Genomic DNA, 23292 nt, shown 5'->3' on the forward strand with positions numbered 1-23292 from the left:
GCGGCCTTTTTTACATTTATTGAAAGTGACTTATATCTGCAAATTGTTTCACTTTACCAATACCCTCTTCAAATTCTATTATGCTCAAACTGGCACTATGCATAAATGGATCATCCCACACATTTTCTATTTCAATTCCCGCGAAATGCCCTACAAGTAATTTTGCTGCTGCCGCATGAGAAACAATCAATATGTTTTGTCCTTTATGCTTCTCTAAAAGAAGATGCACCCCTTCAATTACTCTTTCATAAACGGCCTCAAAATTTTCGCCTGATGTTAACTGAAAAAGATGTGGCTCATTCCAAAATAGATGTACTTCTTCTGGAAATTGCTTTTCTATATCCGCGATTGTTTCTCCTTCCCATATACCCATGTTGATTTCATAGAAATGCTCATCCGCTATAATGGGTATATCACGTTCCCCCTTTATTAACTCTGCCGTATGAAGTGTTCTTTCGCTCGGACTACTATAGATCGCATGGATTGGTAAATCTTTCATTCGATTTCCTAATTGTTTCGCCTGAACTATACCATTTTCAGTTAAAGCAGAATTTTTTCGTCCCTGCATTCGCTTCGCTACATTCCACTCTGTTTCACCATGCCTTGTTACATATATAGTTGTTTTCATTTCTTACTCCCCCTCACCATGTTGGTCGTAATTCCCACGGTTCAACTCTCCCTACAATCCACTCCGCTCGTTTACTTTCAATCCCTTTTATAACTCCATCAGCTATCTCTTCATGAGTAAGCCATTTTCCATATGTATCTTCTAAAATAAAACCTAAAATAATTCTATGATAAATACATCGCGTACTCCCTATTTTTTGTGCAGGCATACGTGATGCTTTACTACCTAAAATATGAAATAAACTATATGTTTTAGACGACAAATCTAGTTCTTTACAAATATTTGATAGTGCATGCTTTGCACTTGTGTGTACCCATGCAACAACTAATGTGATCGGGCCATTTTTCTTAATTGTACTTTTAGTAGCTAACTTTACATCTTCATCATTATGATAATCTAACGAAAGGCATGTAATATTTTCTGGTGCAGAACTCATTTGCTTAACATTTTCTAATTTCACTTCATCTCGCCGATAATAGAAACATAAAATCCTTTCTCACAAAGCCACATAGAAACTTTCTTTAGCATTCCTGTTCCACCAATTACAAGTGCATGCAAATGCTATCCCTCCCTAATAAAATGTCATATGAGGTTTCTCATCTCTATAATAATTTAAACGGTCTTGCAGTGTCCCTGAGTGAAACTCAAATTTATGACCGTCAGGATCAACAAAGTATATAGATTCGCAATCTCTTACATCACGTTCTCTTCCTTGTAAAATATGAACATCATTTTCTTCTAATCGCTGTATTAGACATTTAAAGTCTTCTTGTTCAACAGAAAATGCAATGTGCGTATAAGATTGATGAATCTCATTTCTCGAAATATGCGTCTCTTCATTAAGCGCTATCCATACTCCACATATGTTAAAATAAGCCAATTTTCTTCCTTTAACTAATAATTCTCCTTCTAATACTTTTTCATAAAACATAATAGAGTTTTCTAAATTAGATACCGAAAAACAAATATGATTGATTCCCCTTAACAACTATAATTCCTCCTTATACAAATAAAAGATGAGCGAAAATTCACTCACCTTTCATTATACTATTTTTTTGTAATATATGCCCATTTATAACTGAAGTCCCCGCCAAACGTATGGTTAGCAATGCCTTTTACAAACGGCTTCTCTAAATAAGCTGTACTTTGTTGGTACGTAGGAGAAATTGCTGCGTCTTGACCAATTAAGATTTTTTCAGCTTCCGCAAGTGCATTCCAGCGTGCTTTATCATCTTTTAATAGCTCTCCTTTTGATTTCGCTACTAAATCATCATACTTCGGATTAGAATAATCCATTTCATTAAATGAGCTTCCAGTAACAAACATATCAATATAAGTCATTGGATCCGGATAATCAGGGCTCCATGCAGATAATGAGAATTCGTATTGGAATTTCTTTTCTAAATCTAGCTTCTGCTTGTATGGTTGCTGTTTCAAATTTACTTTAATACCAGGCAAGTTTTTCTCTAGTTCTTCCTTAATAAAGTCGCCTACTTTTTTCCGGCTACCGTTATCATCGTTTAGTAATTCAACCGTAATTGTATCTTGACCAAGCTCTTTCTTCGCTTCTTCCCATAATTTTTTTGCTTTCTCTGCATTATCTTTACTATCACGGAAGTTTTTATTTACAGAGCGGAAATCTTTTCCATCCGGACCTGTCGTGAATTTTTCAGGTACTAAGAAATATGCTGGCAATGAACCGTCATTTAAAATGACATCAGCAATTCCTTTTTTATCGTATGCTAAATCAATCGCTTCACGTACTTTTTGGTTTTTAAATGTTGCATTTTTTTGGTTAAAACGTAAGAAATATATGCGTGGATCTAACTTCGTTTTAAATTCATCTGGCTTATTCTTTTTATATTTATCAACAAATTCAGAAGTTAAAATAACTCGATCTGCTTGATCACTATCATATAAATTTACTCCCGTGCTTGTTTCCTTCACAATACTTACATTAATTTCGTCTAATTTTACAGTATCTTTATCCCAATAATTAGGATTTTTCTTCAACTGATAATTTTGTTCATGTTTCCATTGACTCATTGTAAATGGTCCATTATATACTAATTTATCTGCTTCTAATCCGTATTTATCTCCTTGCTCTTTCACATATTTTTCATTTAATGGGAAAAATGTAGGGAACGACGTAAGCTCAAGAAAATAAGGTGCTGGTTGCTCTAATTCTACTACCAACGTTTTATCATCCTTCGCTTTAACACCCAATTGATCTGCTGGTAATTCACCTTTATTTACTTTCTGTGCATTTTTCACATCAAATAAAATGAATGCATATTCTGCCGCTAATGCTTTATCTAATGTACGTTGCCATGCATATACAAAATCTTGTGCTCGAACTGGATCACCATTTGACCATTTCGCATCACGTAATTCAAATGTATATGTCTTTTTATCTTCACTAATCTTCACATCTTTTGCCATACCTGGTGTTGGTTTATTATCTTTATCTAGACGATATAAACCTTCCATTGCATTTACAAATACACGGAAAGATACAGAATCCGTTGATTTAGATGTATCCATTGAAGGAATTTCAGCTGTTTCTAGCAAATTTAAAACTTGTTTATCGGCCATTCCCTTATTCGATTCTTTCTTCGTTGTCGAAGCCTTCTCACCATTCCCACATCCTGCAACCAATACACTTGTCGTTAACGCAAGTGCAGCAATTGTTGTTGTCTTTCTCTTCATTCTTCCTTCCCCCAATCTATATGTATAAGTTAAATCCTATATAATATATTTCATTATACAAAAGATTCTGATTATTTTAAATATTTATTTTAACAAACATAGAAAAAAGCGATCGGAAATTTCTTTCCAGCCGCTTTCTTGAATAGCATTTACTTGTAATCCATCCTCTATATCAAATGGATTTTGAACTTTAAATATTTCTTCCATCAGCTTCAAAAACTCTTCTTCAGTTTTAGATTCACCATTAACCATAAGTGAGTATGGTTCCACTTCACCTAATTTATAATCGACAACAAATTGAATCTTCACCTTTTGTCTTGGCGTTCCGGTGTTATATCCTTGGAATTCTACTAATTCTAACCCTTCCGTTCCACGATAATATATCCAACCTGAATTTTGAAAATAATTTTCGAAAGATTCACCTATTGAAAAGAAAGGATATTCATAAAGCGAGCTTGTACGAACCTTTTGAATAACGTCTCGATCAGTCGGAAAAAAGAAATGACTAAAAAATATGCTAGCAACTGCTAAAATAGTAACAATTGTCGCTCCCATTTTGCTCGTTCCGCCGCTATCATTGATTAGATAGTTTTCAACTGATTTATCTTTTATTTCTCTTGCTTTTATTCGGTATATACGTCTTTCCGCAAATTGATAGTATAATCCATTTGCAAAAATCCCCATTCCAAACAGAATAAAAATGAGTAATAAAAACGTAAGAGGCACCATATTAATGATTGGCAACGCTACATTAAATCCCATATAATACGAAAATGCATCACACGCTACTAATAACAACATAAATAAAGCAGCTGGTACATAATACTTACGATATCCTAGCCAGCCTATATTGAAAATAGCAGCCCAACCATTCCAGCTCCACCTAGCAATCCGCTTATTCTCAAGATCCCATTTCCTTTTGTAATACGGATATTGTCTCCCTACATATACTTCCAGTTCTTTATCTATTAACGAGCTACCTTCCTCTTGTTCATTATCCAAGTTTCGCTGACAACTTGCACAATTTAACTGTTCCTCCTCGCAAGGTTGCCCACAATTTATACATTTCAAAACAATCCCTCTTCCCATCCATACGTCATTTCAAAATACCTTCGTGTTTTAATAACCACTCTTTCCTCCATAAACCACCAGCATATCCAACAAGCTTTCCACTCTTTCCTATTACACGGTGACATGGAACAATTATTGAAATTGGATTCCGACTATTTGCCCCTCCTATTGCCCGTACAGCTTTTATATTTCCAACTTTCTCTGCAATATCTAAATATGAAGCACTTACGCCGTATGGAATAGTATAAAGTGCATCCCATACATTTTTTTGAAATGCTGTTCCTTCCGCAGACAGCGGGACCGTAAACTCTTTTCTTTTCCCTTTAAAATATTCATCTAACTCATTTATACATTGTTCTATCATTTCATTTTTATTTTCTTCTTGTCGTTCATCAACAAATATAACAGACGTAATTCCTTCTTGATTCGCTGTAATTTCAAGCAAACCTAATTCGCTTTCATAATAAGCCTGGTACATATGCCATCCTCCAATTCAGTTCATATTAGTCATTGTAACACGAATATACAAAATTTTTCGTATAAGCGTTTTAATAGAGAAACAAAAAAGAGAATGGTAAAATATAAGAAAATTCAATCAAGGAGGCTATTTGATGAATTCCAAGCTTTTTTCACCTTATACAATTAAGAACGTTACACTAAAAAATCGTATCGTTATGTCGCCTATGTGTATGTATTCCTCGGGGAATGAGGATGGCAGCGTTACGAATTTTCATCTCATTCATTATGGAACTCGCGCTGCTGGCCAAGTAGGTTTAGTTATGGTTGAAGCAACTGCGGTGTTAGCTGAAGGACGAATTTCTAACAAAGACTTAGGTATTTGGGATGACAACCTAATTGAAGGCTTACATAAAACGACTACTTTTATACATGATAACGGCGCAAAAGCTGCCATTCAACTCGCTCACGCCGGAAGAAAAGCAGAATTAGAAACAGATGCGTTAGCTCCTTCAGCCATTCCATTTAATGAAACAATGAAAATGCCAATAGAAATGAGCAAACACCAAATTAAAAATACTGTATTAGCTTTTCAGCAAGCTGCAGTACGATCAAAACAAGCTGGATTTGATGTTATTGAAATACATGGCGCTCACGGTTACCTTATCAATGAATTCCTATCACCACTTACTAATAAACGGACGGATGAATACGGCGGCTCACCTGAAAACTGCTATCGTTTCTTACGCGAAATCATTGACTCGATAAATGAAGTTTGGAACGGACCGTTATTTGTCCGTATTTCAGCAAATGATTATCATCCTGAAGGGTTAACAGTTCAAGATTATGTTCAGTATACAAAATGGATGAAAGAACAAGGAGTAGATTTAATCGATTGTAGCTCTGGAGCTGTTGTCCCTGCAAGCATCGATGTTTATCCTGGGTATCAAGTACAATATGCTAAACATATTAAAGAGCATGCTAACATTGCAACTGGTGCAGTTGGATTAATTACGACCGGAGTACAAGCAGAGCAAATTTTAAACAATAACGAAGCAGATTTAATTTTTATCGGACGTGAGTTACTTCGCAATCCTTACTTCCCACGAATAGCCGCCAATGAACTTGGCTTTGAGTTAGAAGAACCGTATCAATATGAGCGAGCGCCAGGGAAAATTCATACGAATAAATAAAACCGAGAAGTCATTCTTCTCGGTTTTATTTATTCTATCGTTGTAATTTCATTTGAATTATAAGTATGGATACCCGATTCTTCTCGCAGCGCGGTTATATACATCCCTTTCGCCACATCTTTAGCTGAAATTGGTTTATACTTTTTGAAAGCCCCTTTAAAGATAAAAGGAATAATACGAGATAACTTTTCAGCCATTTGTTCGCCGAAACGAAATTCTTGTCGATTTCCTACTAATAATGATGGTCTAAAAATGTGAATACCACCGATCACTAACTTTTGCAATTCTTCTTCCATTTTCCCTTTCACTTGTGAATAAAAGAAAAATGATTTAGGATTCGCTCCCATAGAAGACACGACAAGGAAATTTTGTACCCCTTGTTTTTCAGCTAAACAAGCAGCTCGTAACGTATATTCATAATCTACTTTTTTAAAATTTGCTTTTGTTTTTGCTTTTTTTATTGTTGTTCCTAAGCAACTAAAAACATCATCCACAGCAAAGAACTCTTTATATTCCTCTAATACCGAAAAATCAACTTGTTTCTGCTGTAACTTCTCATGTTGCAATTGCATTGGCTCTCTTACAAAAATAGTAACCGAATCGTAGTAATCTGATTCAAGTAATAGACGCGTTATCTCTTGTCCAACTAAACCACTTGCACCAAGTATTAACGCTGTTCGCTTATTCATATATACATATACCTCTTATTTTACTTTTCTCTCCTTCAGTAAAATACAACCTTTAGGAGTTTCCTGCTCTTATTTTACCACAAGTAAAACACTATGCGTACGCATAGTGCTTTACTCACTCTTTTTTCTCATTTCTCTCTTGTAATTTCGTTATTGTTGTAGCGTCCCCTAAATTACTTATTAATCTTCTTAAAAAAATTAATACGAAAGATAATGGCAATACTACCGCTAATATTAATAAAATAGCTTCCATTAAGTAACCCAAGCGCTCATCCCCCTCTTTACCTCCTTTTCAATATATGAAAACAGCGTTGTCACATATGCATGCATTTGCAAAATAATACACCTATATTTGACAACTTTATAACAAAAACAAATCGGAATGATTATTATTTATTGCAACTTTATTAAAGATGTATTATACTAAGTTCGCAAACTAAAACGTAATTATTCCGTTTTGTATTAAAATGATATTTTTCTTCTATAATTGGGGAAAATATATCCGTAAAAAAGAAAAGAGGAGAACTTCATGCCTAAAAGATTGACTATATTTTCATTCTTACTTATTTTTACCTTAATTTTCGCTGGCTGCTCAAATAAAAAAGAAAGTAATGCCAAGAAAGATGGAAAGCTAACAGTTTATACAACGATTTTCCCACTTGCTGATTTCGCAAAGAAAATTGGTGGCGACTATGTAAATGTTGAAGCAATTTACCCACCTGGTGCAGATTCACATACATTTGAACCAAGTCAAAAACAAACAGTACAAGTTGCAAAAGCCGATTTATTTGTTTATAACGGCGCTGAATTAGAACCATTTGCTGAAAAAATGGAAAAAACATTACAAAAAGAAAATGTTAAAATTGTAAATGCATCTAAAGGTATTGAGCTTCGTGCTTCTACTGAAGAAGAGCATCATGATCATGGAGATGGCCATAAAGAAGATGAACATCATCACGATAAAGACCCACATGTTTGGTTAGATCCTACTCTAGCAATGAAACAAGCAGAAAAAATTAAAAATGCACTTGTAGAATTACAACCTGAACATAAAAAAGAATTCGAAAAAAACTTTGCAGCACTTCAAACTAAATTTACTGATTTAGACGATGGATTTAAGGCAGCTGTAGCGAACGCAAAAACGAAAGAAATTTTAGTTTCTCATGCTGCCTATGGTTACTGGGAACAACGATACGGCCTAAAACAAATTCCTATCGCTGGAATTTCAGCTTCTGATGAACCATCTCAAAAGCAGCTTGCTGACATTACAAAAACAGTAAAAGAACATAATCTAAAATATATTTTATTCGAAACGTTCTCTACTCCAAAAGTAGCATCCGTAATTCAAAAAGAAACTGGTACAAAAGTTTTACGCTTAAATCACTTAGCTACTATTTCTGAAGATGATGCAAAAAATAATAAAGATTACTTCACTTTAATGGAAGAAAACGTAAATACATTGAAAGAAGCAACAAACTAATCCATTATATTTTCTAGGCAGCTGAATCTGTTATTCAGCTGCCTTTTTATGTATTTATCCTTGACTTGACCAAAATAACAAGTAAAATTATCCATATTAGCTTGAAAGCTATATTAATTTAGAAGGTGAGTTGGAATTATGAATCTTCACATTTGTGAAGTAACAGCAAAAAATTGGCGTTCAGTAGTTGCTTTAGACGTCGCAAAAGATCAGCAACAATTTATTGAAAGTAACGCGTTTTCTTTAGCAGAATCATTATATGAAGGAAACGGAACGTCAGTAGGTTTATATGATGGCGAAACAATTGTAGGATACGCAATGTATGGATGGTATTCAGTAAAACATAAAAGTGTATGGCTCGATCGCTTTATGATTGACCAACAATATCAAGGAAAAGGATACGCAAAACGTTTCCTTCGCTTACTCATTCAATTCTTACAAGAAAAATTTGAATGTAAAATAATTTACTTAAGTTTACATCCAGACAACAAACTTGCAATGGGACTGTATGAATCATTTGGTTTCCGCTTAAATGGGGATATTGATGATGAAGGTCCAGTTGTAGGTGTTGTAATGGAGTTACTAATAGACGAAAATACAAGCCTGTGAAAACAGGCTTTTTATTATACAGTTATCAATTTTTAGTTTCTTTCCCTTATTTAATTCTGTTTTACAATCTAATAGAATGCTCATAAAAAATAAGCCTACAATTTACGCAGACTTATTTCACACACTCCTCGAAATGTTCTTGGAACCACTCTTTATTAATATCTCTTCCGATAAAAACTACTTCACTTACTCGCTCTTCGCCCTCTTGCCACTCTCTATCGTACGAAGCAGCAAATAACGTATGTACGCCTTGGAAAACGATACGTTTATCTACTCCGTCTATCGATAAAATTCCTTTGTAACGATATAAATATTCCCCTAGCTCTTGCACGACAGCTGACATCCACTCATTAAGCTTTTGTAAATCCAGCGGACGTTCTTCACGTAATACAAATGATTTCACACCTTCTAAGTGGTTATGTTCTTTATGAGGGTAAATTTGCAACGTATCTTTCGTTTTAAACGTTTGGATTTGTAATAAAGATGGTATATCTACCTCACAGTTAGTCGCCTCAATTAACTTTGCAGTCGGGTTAATTCCTTGAATTTCATGCAAGAGATTTTCTTTCTCATTCTCTTCAATTAAATCTAATTTATTTACTAAAACAACATCAGCAAACGCAATTTGCTCTTTTGCTTCTAATCCTTTTTCAAAATGTTTATGTATATGATAACTATCTACCACCGTTACAACACCGTTAATTTGGTAAGCAGATTGGATGACTGGATCTAAAAAGAATGTTTGAATAATCGGGCCTGGATTTGCAAGGCCAGTCGTTTCAATTACTAAACCATCAAAATCCATTTTCCCTTCTGCTTTTACGTCCAATAACTGTTTTAAAGCAACAAGTAAGTCTTCACGTACAGTACAGCATAAACAGCCATTTGTCATTTCCATAATTTCTTCTTCCACATTCATAATCAACTGATTATCAATGCCAATTTGCCCTATTTCATTTACAATCACCGCTAATTTCTTACCGTGATTTTCTGATAAAATACGATTTAATAATGTCGTTTTCCCCGATCCAAGAAAACCAGTTAATATTGTTACTGGAATCATTTCGTACATCTCCTTATAGCTATATGTTTCTACATTATAACATATAGAGAAAATCATTTTTGTAGCAAAACATATTTATTGTCTGTACACCTAATTAACTATATAATAATATGTAGTAAGAAAGCCTTTTCAAAACATTATTATTCATCAAGGGGGTACTTATAATGGAGCGAGTTCAAATGGCTGAAACGCTAGAATTTTCTCGTATTATTCAAGGATTTTGGCGTTTAGCAGAATGGAATATGACAAAACAAGAATTACTTTCTTTCATTGAAGATTGTATGGATATGGGAATTACTACTTTTGATCACGCTGATATTTACGGCGCATATACGTGTGAAGGGTTATTTGGCGAAGCTTTACAATTAAAGCCTTCCTTACGAGAAAACATGCAAATTATTACAAAGTGTGGAATCGCTCCCCCATCACCGAAATTTCCAGAACGATATGTTCCTCACTACAATACTAGTACAGAGCATATTATGCAAAGTGTAGAAGCATCACTTAACAATTTACATACAGATTATATTGACGTATTACTTATTCATCGTCCCGATCCTTTTATGGATCCAAATGAAGTGGCAAAGGCATTTTCACAATTAAAACAAGAAGGAAAAGTTCGTCACTTCGGTGTATCTAACTTCTTACCTTCACAATTTAATATGTTAAATTCGTACTTAGATTTTCCACTTATTACGAACCAAATTGAAGTTTCTGCATTGCAGCTTGAGCATTTTGAAAAAGGAACAATTGACTTATGCCAAGAAAAACGAATCAATCCAATGATTTGGTCACCTCTTGCTGGTGGTGAGATCTTTACTGGTCAATCAGAACGTGCTGTACGTGTACGCGAAACTGTGCAAAAAGTTGCTACTGAGCTAGGTGTTTCTAATATCGATACGGTTATGTATGCTTGGTTACTTGCTCATCCAGCTAATATGATGCCAATCGTTGGCTCTGGTAAATTAGATCGCGTAAAAACTGCCGCTCTTGCTACAAAAGTTAACTTAGACCGTCAACAATGGTTTACAATTTTCGAAAGCTCTAATGGACATCCTGTACCATAATGCATAAAAAGAAGAGCTATTTTCTTACAGCTCTTCTTTTTCATATGTATTTCTAGTCATGGCAAATACACACATATCCCTTAATCCGTTTCCATCTACCGCAACACTCGCACTTTCTAACGTACCTTCTAACTTAAAACCTAATTTCTCAGGTATCGCTCTACTCTTCTTATTTAAAGAATCACAACGAATTTCTACACGGTTTGCTTTCAATTCAGAAAAAGCGTAATCCGTTATACCTTTCGCAGCCTCTACCATATAGCCTTTTCCGCTAAACCTTGTATCAATCCAATATCCGATTTCAAATTGAGGTATATCCCAATTAATACGATGTAATCCGGCTGAAGCAATAAATTCACCTGTTTCTTTCGAAAATACTAGTAATCTTAAATCCTCACGTTGCAAAAATTGAATATGTGATTTTCTAATACTTTCTTCTACTTCTTGCTCTGTTTGCTCTTTTTGTGCAAACACCATCCAAGGTTTTAGTTCTTCTATTGAAGCCTGAATTGCATCATATACAACTTTACCATCTCCTGGTTTCGGCATTCGAATAAAAAGCCTGTCAGTATAAAATTCAGAAGGAAAATCGAATAATAACGGATTCACTGTAAACACTCCCTATATTTCTTTTATATATAATAATATCCATCTCAAGTTATATAGTAAAGAATTTTCTGAATTGAAAACCTTTTACTCATTCACTTCCACCGCTACACGAATTCCAGATTCAATCGCACCTTGAATCCATCCGTGATATAGCGTTGTATGATCTCCAGCGAAGAATATTCTCCCCTCTGGTTTGACAATCGCTGGTTGCAACTCAGATTCTTGACCTGCTTGAAAAAGTGCAAATCCTCCAAGCGCATACGGATCCAATGTCCAGCTTTTTGATATTCCAGATATGAACTCATCATACACTTGACCACCTAATATTGTTGCTAAGTTGTGTAATGCGTAATAAATACGATCACCTTTTGATAAACCATCCCATAACAACGCGTCATAAGACCATGTATAGCTACCTAACATCATAGCCGGTCCTTTCTGCCCAATTCCATAACTTGGATAATAGGCATAACGAATTGGCAAATCTGTTATAATTCTGCCGCCTAATTGTCCTTGTTCTTCCCAAAATCGGCTTTTAAATTGAATTCCTATTTTCGTCGCAGGCATATAATGTAATTCACGAATTGCTTTCCATTTTTCATGAGATATAGAATCAAACGGATCTACTTCTACAAAACGCATTGTCGAAAACGGAATGGTAACAATAACTAAATCTCCTGTAATACTACTATATTCAAAAGTTTCCTCGTTCCGATAGAAAGCTGTCACACCATTATCGTGTTGATGTAGCTTCATTAATTTTTGATTATATATAATATTCTCTTCTAATTGCGGTAAAAATGACTTTGGCAATCTATCGTTCCCGCCCACAATTTCACAAAATCCGCTCTCCTCTTGCATAATGTATAGAAAGCGTAAAGTCTCTACAAACGATCGTTCCAAAAAACCTTCTAAATCTAATAGAACACCAATCATCTCAATTGTTACTGGCGAAAAGTAAGTATTATACTGATAAGGATGATACTTTAAAAATTGCCCAGTAGAGTATCTTCCAAAATCCTTTACTACAACGTCCCAATTTTTTTCTGGGTTCTTTTTTATAAAATTTATAATGGGCTGTACCGCTAACAATAATAATTCCTCTGACGTTTTTCCAACTTCATTCATTTCCACAGGATATCTTAGAATACTTGGATCTTTTTCATATTGTTTTAACGTCGTTTTCCGTCCATTTACGTATATAATATCCGTCTCATTCCTATTAATAAAAGGTCTCACCTGTAGCCCAAATTTTCTTATATATGTCATCGTTAATGTATGCGAATATGGAATCCTCATTGCTCCAACATCTAAATATAATCCGGTATCTTCCATTCTAACCGTTTCTATACGGCCACCTACCCGGTTATTTGCTTCAAAAATTTTCACATCATGTCCTGCAGCCTTTAATAAAGAGGCTGAAACTAACCCAGCCATACCAGCTCCCACTACAATAATCTGTTTTGGGCTTGTCGTCTTATTCAATCCTTTATCTATAACTTTTAACGCTTCATCCATTTCAGTGTTATACATTATATCTTTCTGCACAATTCCACCCCTTACTTCATCAAATGGACGTTAGTGGTTTAGTGCATTTTATTCATACATCCCCATAAACATAACACCATTGCAATTTGAATATTCACTAAAAGTACATAAGAGACAGATCTCACTTTTCTTTATACTTCGTATAATATAGCAACTACAAAGAAGGAGTGGTTAAAAATGAAACATACCTATGACTATGATGCTACAAAAAAACATTTAGAATTAAAGAAACAAAACTTATGTAAAAAACTTAGCAATATGACACTATCTGAAAAAGAACGTGAACAACTAAAACGTGAAATTGACAACTATGAATATATTTTAAATCTAGTCGAAATGAATCATTATGAACGCGGATTTTCTCGTTAAAAGCGGAAATAAGATTATCCGCTTTTCATTTTGAGCATTTCACTACGCATTTTTCATAAGTAAATATATAATAGGATGTACATTAAGATTGAGAGGTATATTCTATGATCAAGTTAAGTGTATTAGACCAATCACCTATTTCAGATGGTAGCACAGCAGCCCAAGCTTTTTCACATACAGTTACGCTTGCACAAGAAGTTGAAAAACTCGGATTCACACGTTTTTGGGTATCCGAACATCATAATTCCGTAAGCTTAGCTGGTTCAAGTCCAGAAATACTTATTTCTCATATTGCCGCAAAAACGGACCGTATTAGAGTCGGTTCAGGTGGTGTTATGTTACCGCATTATAGCCCATATAAAGTTGCTGAGAATTTCCGTGTTCTAGAAGCATTGTATCCGAACCGCATCGATCTCGGTGTTGGTAGAGCTCCTGGTGGTATGCCAATAGCAACTCGCGCACTTCAAGAAGGGAAAATGGTCTCACTTGATCAATATCCAGAACAAATTGCAGACGTTGCAATGTACTTACATGATCAAGTACCAGAAAACCATCACTATGCAAACTTAAAAGCCACTCCAGTTATCCCAACGTCTCCTGAAATGTGGATGCTCGGTTCTAGCGGAGAGAGCGCTAAAATTGCTGCAAACAACGGAGCTTCTTTCGCATTTGCACAATTTATTAACGGCTTCGGAGGCCCTGAAGTTATGAGGGCTTACCAAGAACAATATCAGCCTTCATTTTTAGGAGATAAGCCTAATTCAATCGTTGCCATCTTTGTTATATGCGGAGAAACAAATGAAGAAGCGGAAAAAATTGCTTCTAGTTTAGATTTATCAATCTTATTATTAGAGCAAGGAAAACGAACTACTGGTACACCTTCTATTGAAACTGCTCAAAATTATTCATACAGCGCTTATGATTTATTCCGTATAAAAGAAAATCGTCAACGTATGATTGTTGGTGATCCGTCTTCTGTAAAAGAAAAAATAATAAACTTAAGCAAAGCATACAATACTGACGAATTTATGATTGTCACGATTACTCATCAATTTGAACATAAATTAAAGTCTTATCGCTTATTAGCAAATGCTTTTAATTTATAATTCTAAAAAGAGATGCATCACATGTGATGCATCTCTTTTTCTTACTACTTATTGTTTTCATTTCCTATATATTCAATAGCTTCTTTTAATAGCTCTTCAAAGTTAATAGGATAATCATGATCTAAGTCAGGCACAACTTTATACTTATGTTCTATATTCTTCTCTCTTAATAGTTGTACAAATTGCTGCGTGGATTCGAAACAATCTTCATCTTGATCCCCGCATACTATATATCCTTTTATATGTTTATCCTGCAGCACTCTTAACAACTCATCCCATTCTTCAATCTCGGGAAGCCATGGTGCCATAAAAACAAAACCATCTACATTTATATCTTGTTGTAAAATCGTATATAAAGCTACTCTCGCCCCTGCAGAAAAACCACCAATGATTACACTTTCTACTGTATGATTTTCTATAAACTTATTGTAATGCTCTTTTAATTCCTCTTTTCCTCTCTCTATATCATCCCAAACAAATCCATCTGAAAACTCAATTTGTGAAGACTGTGGTAAAGCTAACATATAATCTTGTGTCAACACAGAATTCCAATATGGTTCTACTATTTGTATATTTTCTTGGTCACCGTGCAATGTAAGTAGTAGATTTCCCTCTTTCTTGCTGTATATATATTTCACATCTGGTCTTTCCTTTTTATGTGCTAATTCTTCTCTTTCTTTACATAATTGCACCATTGTATGAAATTCTTCAAATTTATGTAGTGATTTTAAATCTTCGTCGGAAATTAAATACTCATTTCCATACCAGAATCCCTTTTCTATAATGGCCTCTCTCATTAAATGTAATGCTTCTTTTTCAAGTCCCGATGCACTTGCGAGTGCATACTTAAAATTATATATTTGCGCCTCATTCCCTATTACACCTGTAGCGTTTTCCATTATATAATTGTACGCTTCAAAACTTCCTTTATTTGCATAACAACGTAACGTTTCATTTAATAATTGAATGTAAGTCATGCTATTTTTCATGTACCAATTCCCCCGAAACCTTTTATAATATTTTTTGCGAATCTTTATACCACTTTGTATAACCCACGCTAACAATACCTTATTCTCAAAATGATGCTTAATAGTTACTCTTCCCTGTCCAATACATTTAGTATAAATAATAATAGACTGAAAAATCAATATTTTAACAAACAAAAAAAGACAACAATATATGTATTGTTGTTTTCATTACATCTACCCGCTCTTTTGTTTTTTTCTATCTGGTTTACTTGAAACTAAATAATGTTTTTCTGAAATATATAAGTCTCTTTTTAAGCTACGATTTAAGTAAGGTCCTAGCTTCATTCCGCATATGAGGCGATCTTCGCTACCTTCAACAATTGGGAACATTTCTTTTTCTGTTACGTATTGGTCTACTGCTTTTTGTACGACATCAATTTCTTTCACTAGGCTTAAATTTTCTGCTGTATGTTCAAATACCTCAAGCGTTTCCTTCGTTATGAGAAAATCATTTGTTGGAAATGCAGGTAAATACGGTTTTAACAAATCATAATTTACTGTATAATCTTCATTTACTAATACTGTATAAACGATATTAGCATTCGTTTCTAAAAACTGAGCCATCGCTTGTTCTAATTCATCTTTCGTAATTTCCCGCTCTTCTTTTCCAGTTCTGAAAAAGCGAAACATCGCATCGCCTCCTTTTTACTATATTATAGCATAAAAGAAAACTGAAAAATCATAAAAAAACCCATTGAAATAATTTTTCAATGGGTTTCTATTATATTTATCGTTATTTTAAGAATGCACTTAGCATCCATACATGCTGTTCTAATGTTGTATGAATTGCTAACAGCATGTCAGCTGATGTTTCATCGCCAGCTTCACCTGCAACTTCCATACCTTCTTTTAATTCTTGAATAAGTGCAGAATAATCATTCACTAATGTTTGCACCATTTCTTCTGCAGATTCTTTGCTTGTCCCTTCGCTGACACTAGATGTTGCGAGATATTCTTTCATTGTCGCTAATGGTTTACCTTCTAAAGCTAAAATACGTTCTGCTAACTCATCAATATACGTTCCAGCCTCATTATAAAACTCTTCAAATTTCTCATGTAATGTAAAGAAGTGTGGCCCTGTCACATACCAGTGATAATTATGTAGTTTCACATATAACACATTCCAGTTTGCTACCTGCTTGTTTAATACTTCAACAACATTTGTTTTCGTACTCATACAATCACTCCTCTTATCATTTTGTAATGTTTATCTTTTAATAACCTAATTACATTTTACCATACATTCCCTTTCCTTTCGAACAATTGGCTTATATGTAACAAAGTTTTAACACCTTTAATGCTTCCCTAATATCATTAAATTCATGTATTTTTTCAAACACTTCATACGTCTAATTGTCCAAGCTCATACATATGCATAATAGTACATCAAGCTCATCATAGTAGAAAGAGGGATAACATGGACAATCAACAATGGCAAGTAGCAAAGAAAGTAGCCGCTACTTATATCGGAACTGTCGTTGGAGCTGGATTTGCTACTGGACGAGAAATTGTTGAATTTTTCACAGTGAATGGATTATACGGGACAATTGGCATATGTGTAAGTGGATTTTTTTTTATTTGGCTTGGCACAAAGATGATGTTACTTTCATCACAAATCGGGGCATTTTCAGCGCAAGAATTTAACAAATATTTATTTGGGGATGTATTTGGGAATGTTGTAAACACATTATTATTACTCGTTTTATTCGGCGTAACGAGCGTTATGTTATCAGGGGCTGGTGCAGTATTTGAAGAGCAACTTCGCTTACCAAGACAACTCGGTATTCTTATTACAGTTATCGCTTGTCTCATTATAAGTAGCCGCGGATTACAAGGTGTTTTTGAAGTAAATACACTTGTCGTACCTATTATGATGATTTTTATTATCGGACTTGCTATTACAACCTTTTTTCACGGTACAACTCCTATTAACAACACTATTCCTGCAGAGAGCTGGAATATGAAATGGATTACTAGCCCTATTACATATGTCGCCTTAAATCTTTCTCTCGCCCAAAGTGTTCTCGTCCCATTAGCCAGTGAAGTAAAGGATCGAAAAGCTATTTTTTGGGGTGGGATTTTAGGTGGTGCTGGACTTTCTTTAATTTTATTATGCAGCCATTTAGCAATCTTATCAGTCGATCAATTTTACCAATATAACATCCCAATGGCTGAAGTCATAAGAAGATTTAATGCAACTTTTCACTTCTTTTTCGTTCTCATTATTTTCGGTGAAGTTTTCACAACTTTAGTTGGTAATGTGTTCGGAATGACAAAACAGATGCAATCTATTACTGGGTGGAAAAATAACAATATTATTTTCTTCATTTTACTAATTAGTTATTGCTTTAGCTACATCGGTTACAGTGACTTACTTCACATTCTATATCCTATCATCGGATGGGTAAGTATTGTTATACTGCCAATCATTGCGTTTAAACAACTTCAAAAAACATAAAAAAGCATCCATGTTATTGGATGCTTTTTTATGCTCATTCACAATCATCACATACTTCCCAATACGGTCCCATTTCTAATGCTAAATATGGCTTTAACTGCAACCGAATCATTCGACTAGGCATGCGCTCTAAAACAAAGTGAATACCTTCTTCATCTTCGTCTAATTCAACTTTTGAAATCGCAATTCTTTGCATAGTCGTAATGGGAATTCCATCTTTATATAAAGTGATTTTCACCTCATCGTATTCATTAAAATATAATTCGACACTCATTTGATTTTTCAGTATTTCATCAACAATTTTAAATGTATTATTTTGTTCTTGGATTATATATTTCCATCCGCCTCTATCTTCTTTCGGAGCTGTTTGAAATAATGTCTCCAAATCCTCGTATAGCATAAGATAACCCCTCTCTTACTAAAAAACGATGAGTATTTTATATACCCTTTATCTCTATCACTATCCATAGCTATTGTACCATATATCAACGTTCTTACCGTATTCATTTGCTTCATACATACTTATAAAATAACTAATTCTATCTCCATTATTATGTATATTACCTCATTACTCCATACACTCTTACAAGTTCAAATAACGACAGACTTTAATCCATGCAAATATTGTCTACTCTCTGCTTTTATTAGTTCACAGCATTCACACTTTTATATATAGTAAGACTACCACAAATAAAAAAGGAGAGTGACTTATACCACTCCCCTCAAAAGACCTTCCCTATAGCTGCTAAAACTAATACGATTATTAAAATTGCAAATAATAATGAGACAATGAAACTAAAAATAGGTAACGCTTTCTTTTCATTCTTCTTAAATAGTAACTTTAAACTAAGAAAAATATTTACTGGTACAAATATAAAATAAAAATATTTAACAATTTGCACCGAGCTATTCGAAAGTGTTTTTAATATAAACACTTCAATTAGAAAAACAATAAAAAATGAAATACTTAGCCAAAATGAGACGTAACTAAGCCAAGAATGTCTTTTTGTCCCCCAATACACTCCCATAATACTCTCCTTTTATTTGTATTCTATACGTTAATAATTATACACAAAGCTAACAAATACCTCTATTTTTCGACAAACATTATGCAAAATACCATTTTAAACGTCATAAAGGAAGTTTACATCTCCATTTGATTTTACACAATAAAACAGACTACCCTCTATTGGCATAATGCTACTAGGGGATAGTCTGTTCTCTATTAAACTTTAAATCTGTCAATTAGTCCTTGCAACTCTTCAGCCATTTGAGATAACGTGCCTGCTGCAGATCCAATTTCCTCCATCGAAGCTAGCTGTTCTTCAGCTGAAGCCGCAACATTTTGTGTGCTTGTCGCATTATTTTGTGCTGTCATTGCAATTTGTCCTACCGAAATAGATACTTCATTTGCCCCTTTTGACATTCCATTAGCCGTTTCAACCATCGTCTTAATTTGATTAGCTATTTCATTTGTAGATTGTAAGATTTCAGCAAAGTTTTGCTTCGTTTCATTTGCGATAACAAGTCCAGATTGAACTTCCTCATTTACATGATTCATAGATTTGACTGTCTTACCCATATCATCTTGTATTTCACATATTAATTTACTAATTTCACTAGAAGATACGCTAGACTGCTCTGCCAATTTACGCACTTCATCTGCAACAATTGCGAAACCTCTTCCATGCTCACCGGCTCTTGCGGCTTCAATCGCCGCATTTAGAGCTAGAAGGTTTGTTTGATCTGCAATATTTTGAATTACTTCTAAAATATCACCAATTTGTTTTGATTTATTATTTAGTAATTGTATAACTGCATCTGATTGTGAAACCGATTCTGCAATAGACTGCATCTGGTTTACTGTTCTTCCTACTAGTTTCCCACCATCTTCTGCTTTTTCACGAGTATGTGCAGAAGCCGTATTAATAGATGATGAACTATTTGCTACATGTTGAATTCCTTCCGTTACATCAAACAGTAACATAGCGCCATTTTCTACGCTTGTTGTTTGCGTCGTTGCCCCACTTGATATTTCATCCATTGCGATTGTGATTTGCTCAGTCGCTTCACTCGCTTGCCTTACACTTGCAGTTAGCTCTTCTGATGCCGCTGCAACATGCCCAGCTGAATCGTTAATTCTTCCAATTAACGTCCGTAACGAATTCGTCATCTCATTAAAGCCTTTAGCAAGTTGGCCGATTTCATCATTAGAATGAATTTCAATTGTTTGCGTTAAATCCCCTTCGCTTATTTCTTTAGAGGTAACAACTAATCTCTTTAAAGGCTTCGTAATTGAAAGTGTTACAAAATAAATAAGTGCCCCGCCTACTACTAATGAGATAAGCATAACAATTAACATATTATAAAATACAGGTTGAGCAGCTTCAATTACTTCACTTGAGTACATCGTCCCACCAATTTTCCAACCTGTTTTTACATTTGTAGCAAATACCATATTCTTTTCACTACCGCCATAAGAATATGAAAAAGCACCGTGATTATCTTCATAAATTTTCTTTGCCCAAGAATCAGCCGCTTTTTCCCCTGATTTTTCTTGTGGATGAGCAATTATTTTTTGCTTTCCATCTAAAATGAAGGCATATCCTTTTTTACCAATATTAATTAACTTTGATGTTTTTAATAAATTATCTAAACTTAAATCTAGCGCAACAACTCCATTTTTATCTTCTGTTTGTTTTGCGATTGTTACGACAATATGTCCATTTCCTTTTGCCTTATATGGCTCAGTAACAACAATACCACCTTGTTTTGCAACCGCATCTTTATACCAAGAACGCTCTGTTGGATCATAGTCTGCTGCCATTTGTATATTTGGTTCTTGTACAAATTTTTTATCATTTCCGGCAACATATACTTGTTCAATATCTTTATTTAAATTTATATATTGAGATAACATTTTTCTTAATTCATCCTGATTATCTCCTTGATACATATTCCCCTGAATCACCCGTGCAAAATTATTCACATCATTAAATTTTGCATCAATCATTTGATTGATTAAATTATCCAGTATTTTTATATTGTCGTTGGCACTACTCTTAATTTGCGATTCAAAATTCTTTTTGGCTGTTTGATAAGACATGCCTCCGATAATAGACACAGCCGCAATTAAAATTACAAAGAATGAAATTAATAGCTTTTTTGCTACTTTCATATCACGAAACAAATTTAATAGTTTACCCATTATGAACCTCCTAATTTTCAAATTTAAAAGTTAAATTGAGTTAATTATGAATATTTCCCAATCCCTAATTATTATTTTCATAACCTATTATGATGAATACTTTGTAAAGTTTAAACAATTAATTTCCCTTTGTCTATATATATAAATAATATTATTATAAAATTTACAAATAGAAAAAACCAAAGGGGCACCCTTTGGTTTTTACATTTTTTTATGTTGTTTAGAAAGTTTTTTCCACTTATCACGCTCTGCTCTGGCAAGGATTGCATCTTGTTTTCTTATAAAATACGCCAGTTCTCTTTGTAATTTTTTATAGCTTTTCAAACGATCTATCGTAATAAGTCCGTTTTCAATTGCACTATACACCGCGCACCCTGGTTCATTCTCATGCTTACAATCACGGAAACGGCATGTTGTCGCAAGTTCTTCAATATCAGAGAATGTTGTTTGAATCGCTTCGCTTCCTTCCCAAAGTTGCAATTCCCTCATACCGGGAGTATCAATTACGAGAGCGCCACTTGGCAATTGAAATAACTCTCGATGCGTTGTCGTATGCCTTCCCCTACTATCCTCCTCACGTATATCTCCCGTTTTTGCTACCTCAATTCCTATTAGCGCATTTAACAAAGTTGACTTTCCTACCCCTGATGACCCAACTAAAGCAATTGTTTTCCCTGAAGAAACGAATTGTTTCAACGAATCAATACCTGTATGCTCTAAACTATCAACAACAAAAATAGGAACACCAATTGCTATAGCTTCCGTTTCTACAATTTTTTGTTCTATATCATTACATATACTACTCTTTGTTAAAACAATAACTGGCATAGCGCCACTTTCATACGCTAATAATAAATAACGTTCCATCCTTCTAACATTAAAATCATGATTAAGTGCATTCACTAAAAATAAATAATCTACATTTGCTGCTATAATCTGTTCTTCTGTTCTTGTTCCAGCCTCTTGTCTTGAGAAAGAGCTTCTTCGCTGGAAAATACGATGAATAATCGCTTTCTTTTCATCTTCTATTTTCTTTATATACACCCAATCACCAACTGCTGGATAATCGCCTTTCGTAACTGCTTCATGCCGAAACTTCCCAGACAGTTCTGCCATATATTCACCATCATTACAAATAATTCGATATATATGCTTATGCTCAAGTAAAATACGCCCTACTTCAAAGTTCTCTACAGCTTGTTCCTCAAAAAAAGAATCCCAGCCATACGATTCTAAAATATTTTGATTCAAATTGATATCCTCCCTAGTGTAAGCTAAGTGGAAGGATAGTGCGCTCACTTATATCGTTTCGCCCTTTCCATCCACCTTTGTATTTGGTTTATTATTCATATAAGTTATTTTCGCCATAATACATCACCCCGTTCTTATTTTAATTACCCTCATTATATGGAATTCTCCTATAAAAAGCTACATCATTTAACGTAATTTTCAAACAACTTGTTTTTGAGCATTCTAATTTGTCCTCGGTGACTAATTTCATCTTCTAGCACATGAAACCAAAGATAGTGCTGGTTATATACTACACCGTTAGGCCACTTTCTTTCTGACATGAGCCACTCATTACCTTGTTCACTTAAATACTTCAGAGATTCTTCTCGAACACTTTGTAGAAGTTGTACATAATACTGTATTTCATGACCACGGATCGCTCTACCCGCTTCCCCTAAATACAGTGCATCTTCCCATATTTCTAATTCTTCTTTTGTAAAGTCACGATTTTGAAATGAAATAAGCTGATGAACTTTTTCAATAGCTGCTATATGCTTTAATAAGGCGCCAATTGAATTTCCGCTGCTCTGCATAATTAAATCTAATTGCTCAACTGATAAATTTTTTACTTCGCCTAATGTTACAGCTCTCGTATGCTCCAGCATGCTTACTAATTCCCCTATATTTTTTGTATAACCATCTACACTTCTTATTCGATAATCTATCTTCATATCACGCACCCCTTTCTGCATTCATATTATTGTAAAAATG

The 23292-nt window shown here is 34.3% G+C and carries 25 protein-coding genes and 2 pseudogenes; 7 read left to right on the forward strand and 20 right to left on the reverse strand.

Going from position 1 to position 23292, the window contains the following annotated elements; genetic code table 11:
• Positions 1–16: 16 nt before the first annotated feature.
• The 6 genes and pseudogenes from MKY38_RS12120 to MKY38_RS12145 form a co-directional block, all read right to left on the reverse strand.
• Positions 17–628 carry a phosphoserine phosphatase 1 gene (locus MKY38_RS12120; protein WP_065223558.1) on the reverse strand — a complete coding sequence of 204 codons (612 nt, stop codon included), beginning with the start codon at positions 626–628 and terminating at the stop codon, positions 17–19.
• Positions 629–641: 13 nt separating this feature from the next.
• A pseudogene (locus MKY38_RS12125) lies at positions 642–1186 on the reverse strand (short-chain dehydrogenase).
• A 13-nt stretch (positions 1187–1199) separates the two neighbouring features.
• Complete coding sequence (gene fosB / locus MKY38_RS12130) at positions 1200–1616, reverse strand: FosBx1 family fosfomycin resistance bacillithiol transferase (RefSeq protein WP_000943774.1); 417 nt, start codon at positions 1614–1616, stop codon at positions 1200–1202.
• Positions 1617–1675: 59 nt separating this feature from the next.
• Positions 1676–3337, reverse strand: a complete 1662-nt coding sequence (locus MKY38_RS12135; RefSeq protein WP_000824278.1) for a peptide ABC transporter substrate-binding protein — start codon at positions 3335–3337, stop codon at positions 1676–1678.
• Positions 3338–3421: 84 nt separating this feature from the next.
• Positions 3422–4426: a DUF2628 domain-containing protein gene (locus MKY38_RS12140; RefSeq protein WP_002023926.1), complete on the reverse strand. Its 1005-nt coding sequence runs from the start codon at positions 4424–4426 to the stop codon at positions 3422–3424.
• Between the two features lie 7 nt (positions 4427–4433).
• Positions 4434–4886: a methylated-DNA--[protein]-cysteine S-methyltransferase gene (locus MKY38_RS12145; protein WP_000283907.1), complete on the reverse strand. Its 453-nt coding sequence runs from the start codon at positions 4884–4886 to the stop codon at positions 4434–4436.
• Positions 4887–5019: 133 nt separating this feature from the next.
• On the opposite strand from MKY38_RS12145, the gene namA reads away from it, so the two are divergent.
• The gene (namA, locus tag MKY38_RS12150; RefSeq protein WP_001086180.1) at positions 5020–6057 is read left to right on the forward strand and encodes an NADPH dehydrogenase NamA; all 1038 of its coding nucleotides are present in this window, start codon (positions 5020–5022) and stop codon (positions 6055–6057) included.
• Between the two features lie 29 nt (positions 6058–6086).
• Here the strand turns inward: namA and MKY38_RS12155 are convergent, their stop codons facing one another.
• Complete coding sequence (locus MKY38_RS12155) at positions 6087–6746, reverse strand: oxidoreductase (RefSeq protein WP_001042735.1); 660 nt, start codon at positions 6744–6746, stop codon at positions 6087–6089.
• 115 nt (positions 6747–6861) lie between these two features.
• Positions 6862–7011, reverse strand: a complete 150-nt coding sequence (locus MKY38_RS12160) for a hypothetical protein (RefSeq protein ID WP_000540933.1) — start codon at positions 7009–7011, stop codon at positions 6862–6864.
• A gap of 264 nt (positions 7012–7275) precedes the next feature.
• Between MKY38_RS12160 and MKY38_RS12165 the strand changes: the two genes are divergently transcribed.
• Together MKY38_RS12165 and MKY38_RS12170 are read left to right on the forward strand one after the other, a co-directional pair.
• Complete coding sequence (locus tag MKY38_RS12165) at positions 7276–8226, forward strand: metal ABC transporter substrate-binding protein (RefSeq protein WP_001126148.1); 951 nt, start codon at positions 7276–7278, stop codon at positions 8224–8226.
• A 138-nt stretch (positions 8227–8364) separates the two neighbouring features.
• The gene (locus MKY38_RS12170; protein ID WP_016122351.1) at positions 8365–8835 is read left to right on the forward strand and encodes a GNAT family N-acetyltransferase; all 471 of its coding nucleotides are present in this window, start codon (positions 8365–8367) and stop codon (positions 8833–8835) included.
• A gap of 112 nt (positions 8836–8947) precedes the next feature.
• On the opposite strand, the gene MKY38_RS12175 is transcribed toward MKY38_RS12170, so the two are convergent.
• Positions 8948–9898 carry a CobW family GTP-binding protein gene (locus MKY38_RS12175; protein WP_000613422.1) on the reverse strand — a complete coding sequence of 317 codons (951 nt, stop codon included), beginning with the start codon at positions 9896–9898 and terminating at the stop codon, positions 8948–8950.
• A 164-nt stretch (positions 9899–10062) separates the two neighbouring features.
• On the opposite strand from MKY38_RS12175, the gene MKY38_RS12180 reads away from it, so the two are divergent.
• Positions 10063–10965 carry an aldo/keto reductase gene (locus MKY38_RS12180; protein ID WP_016122350.1) on the forward strand — a complete coding sequence of 301 codons (903 nt, stop codon included), beginning with the start codon at positions 10063–10065 and terminating at the stop codon, positions 10963–10965.
• A gap of 24 nt (positions 10966–10989) precedes the next feature.
• Here MKY38_RS12180 and MKY38_RS12185 read toward each other — a convergent pair whose 3' ends face one another.
• Together MKY38_RS12185 and MKY38_RS12190 are read right to left on the reverse strand one after the other, a co-directional pair.
• Positions 10990–11574: a GNAT family N-acetyltransferase gene (locus tag MKY38_RS12185; RefSeq protein WP_001068736.1), complete on the reverse strand. Its 585-nt coding sequence runs from the start codon at positions 11572–11574 to the stop codon at positions 10990–10992.
• An 84-nt stretch (positions 11575–11658) separates the two neighbouring features.
• Positions 11659–13122 carry a flavin monoamine oxidase family protein gene (locus MKY38_RS12190; RefSeq protein ID WP_001168130.1) on the reverse strand — a complete coding sequence of 488 codons (1464 nt, stop codon included), beginning with the start codon at positions 13120–13122 and terminating at the stop codon, positions 11659–11661.
• A 177-nt stretch (positions 13123–13299) separates the two neighbouring features.
• Here MKY38_RS12190 and MKY38_RS12195 point away from each other — a divergent pair, with 177 nt between their 5' ends.
• Both MKY38_RS12195 and MKY38_RS12200 read left to right on the forward strand, forming a co-directional pair.
• Positions 13300–13491: a DUF3896 family protein gene (locus MKY38_RS12195; RefSeq protein ID WP_000683359.1), complete on the forward strand. Its 192-nt coding sequence runs from the start codon at positions 13300–13302 to the stop codon at positions 13489–13491.
• A 104-nt stretch (positions 13492–13595) separates the two neighbouring features.
• Positions 13596–14597, forward strand: a complete 1002-nt coding sequence (locus MKY38_RS12200) for an LLM class flavin-dependent oxidoreductase (protein WP_000594045.1) — start codon at positions 13596–13598, stop codon at positions 14595–14597.
• A gap of 44 nt (positions 14598–14641) precedes the next feature.
• On the opposite strand, the gene MKY38_RS12205 is transcribed toward MKY38_RS12200, so the two are convergent.
• The 3 genes from MKY38_RS12205 to MKY38_RS12215 form a co-directional block, all read right to left on the reverse strand.
• Entirely contained in the window at positions 14642–15586 is a 945-nt protein-coding gene (locus tag MKY38_RS12205; RefSeq protein ID WP_341049110.1) for an alpha/beta hydrolase, read from the reverse strand.
• A 213-nt stretch (positions 15587–15799) separates the two neighbouring features.
• Positions 15800–16255: a DUF3939 domain-containing protein gene (locus MKY38_RS12210; RefSeq protein WP_000488210.1), complete on the reverse strand. Its 456-nt coding sequence runs from the start codon at positions 16253–16255 to the stop codon at positions 15800–15802.
• Between the two features lie 103 nt (positions 16256–16358).
• On the reverse strand, positions 16359–16802 hold the full coding sequence (locus MKY38_RS12215) for a Dps family protein (protein WP_000105199.1): 444 nt from the start codon (positions 16800–16802) through the stop codon (positions 16359–16361).
• A gap of 240 nt (positions 16803–17042) precedes the next feature.
• Here MKY38_RS12215 and MKY38_RS12220 point away from each other — a divergent pair, with 240 nt between their 5' ends.
• Positions 17043–18083 carry a YkvI family membrane protein gene (locus MKY38_RS12220; protein WP_000370210.1) on the forward strand — a complete coding sequence of 347 codons (1041 nt, stop codon included), beginning with the start codon at positions 17043–17045 and terminating at the stop codon, positions 18081–18083.
• 34 nt (positions 18084–18117) lie between these two features.
• Here the strand turns inward: MKY38_RS12220 and MKY38_RS12225 are convergent, their stop codons facing one another.
• The 6 genes and pseudogenes from MKY38_RS12225 to MKY38_RS12245 form a co-directional block, all read right to left on the reverse strand.
• Entirely contained in the window at positions 18118–18483 is a 366-nt protein-coding gene (locus tag MKY38_RS12225; protein ID WP_000965067.1) for a DUF3979 family protein, read from the reverse strand.
• A gap of 322 nt (positions 18484–18805) precedes the next feature.
• A complete protein-coding gene (locus MKY38_RS12230) occupies positions 18806–19111 on the reverse strand; it encodes a hypothetical protein (protein ID WP_000539569.1) in 306 nt (101 codons plus the stop codon).
• 197 nt (positions 19112–19308) lie between these two features.
• Positions 19309–20256 carry a methyl-accepting chemotaxis protein gene (locus tag MKY38_RS29310; protein WP_406566133.1) on the reverse strand — a complete coding sequence of 316 codons (948 nt, stop codon included), beginning with the start codon at positions 20254–20256 and terminating at the stop codon, positions 19309–19311.
• Positions 20251–21291 (reverse strand): annotated as a pseudogene (locus MKY38_RS29315) (HAMP domain-containing protein); the annotation flags it as partial. The pseudogene MKY38_RS29315 and the gene MKY38_RS29310, both read right to left, overlap by 6 nt.
• A 201-nt stretch (positions 21292–21492) precedes the next feature.
• Positions 21493–22542: a ribosome small subunit-dependent GTPase A gene (gene rsgA, locus MKY38_RS12240; protein WP_001073088.1), complete on the reverse strand. Its 1050-nt coding sequence runs from the start codon at positions 22540–22542 to the stop codon at positions 21493–21495.
• A gap of 182 nt (positions 22543–22724) precedes the next feature.
• Positions 22725–23252, reverse strand: coding sequence for a DinB family protein (locus tag MKY38_RS12245; protein ID WP_000687337.1), 528 nt, complete (start codon positions 23250–23252; stop codon positions 22725–22727).
• Positions 23253–23292: the final 40 nt, after the last annotated feature.

The organism is Bacillus sp. FSL R5-0585 (assembly GCF_038004545.1).
GTDB classification, from domain to species: Bacteria; Bacillota; Bacilli; order Bacillales; family Bacillaceae_G; genus Bacillus_A; species Bacillus_A cereus.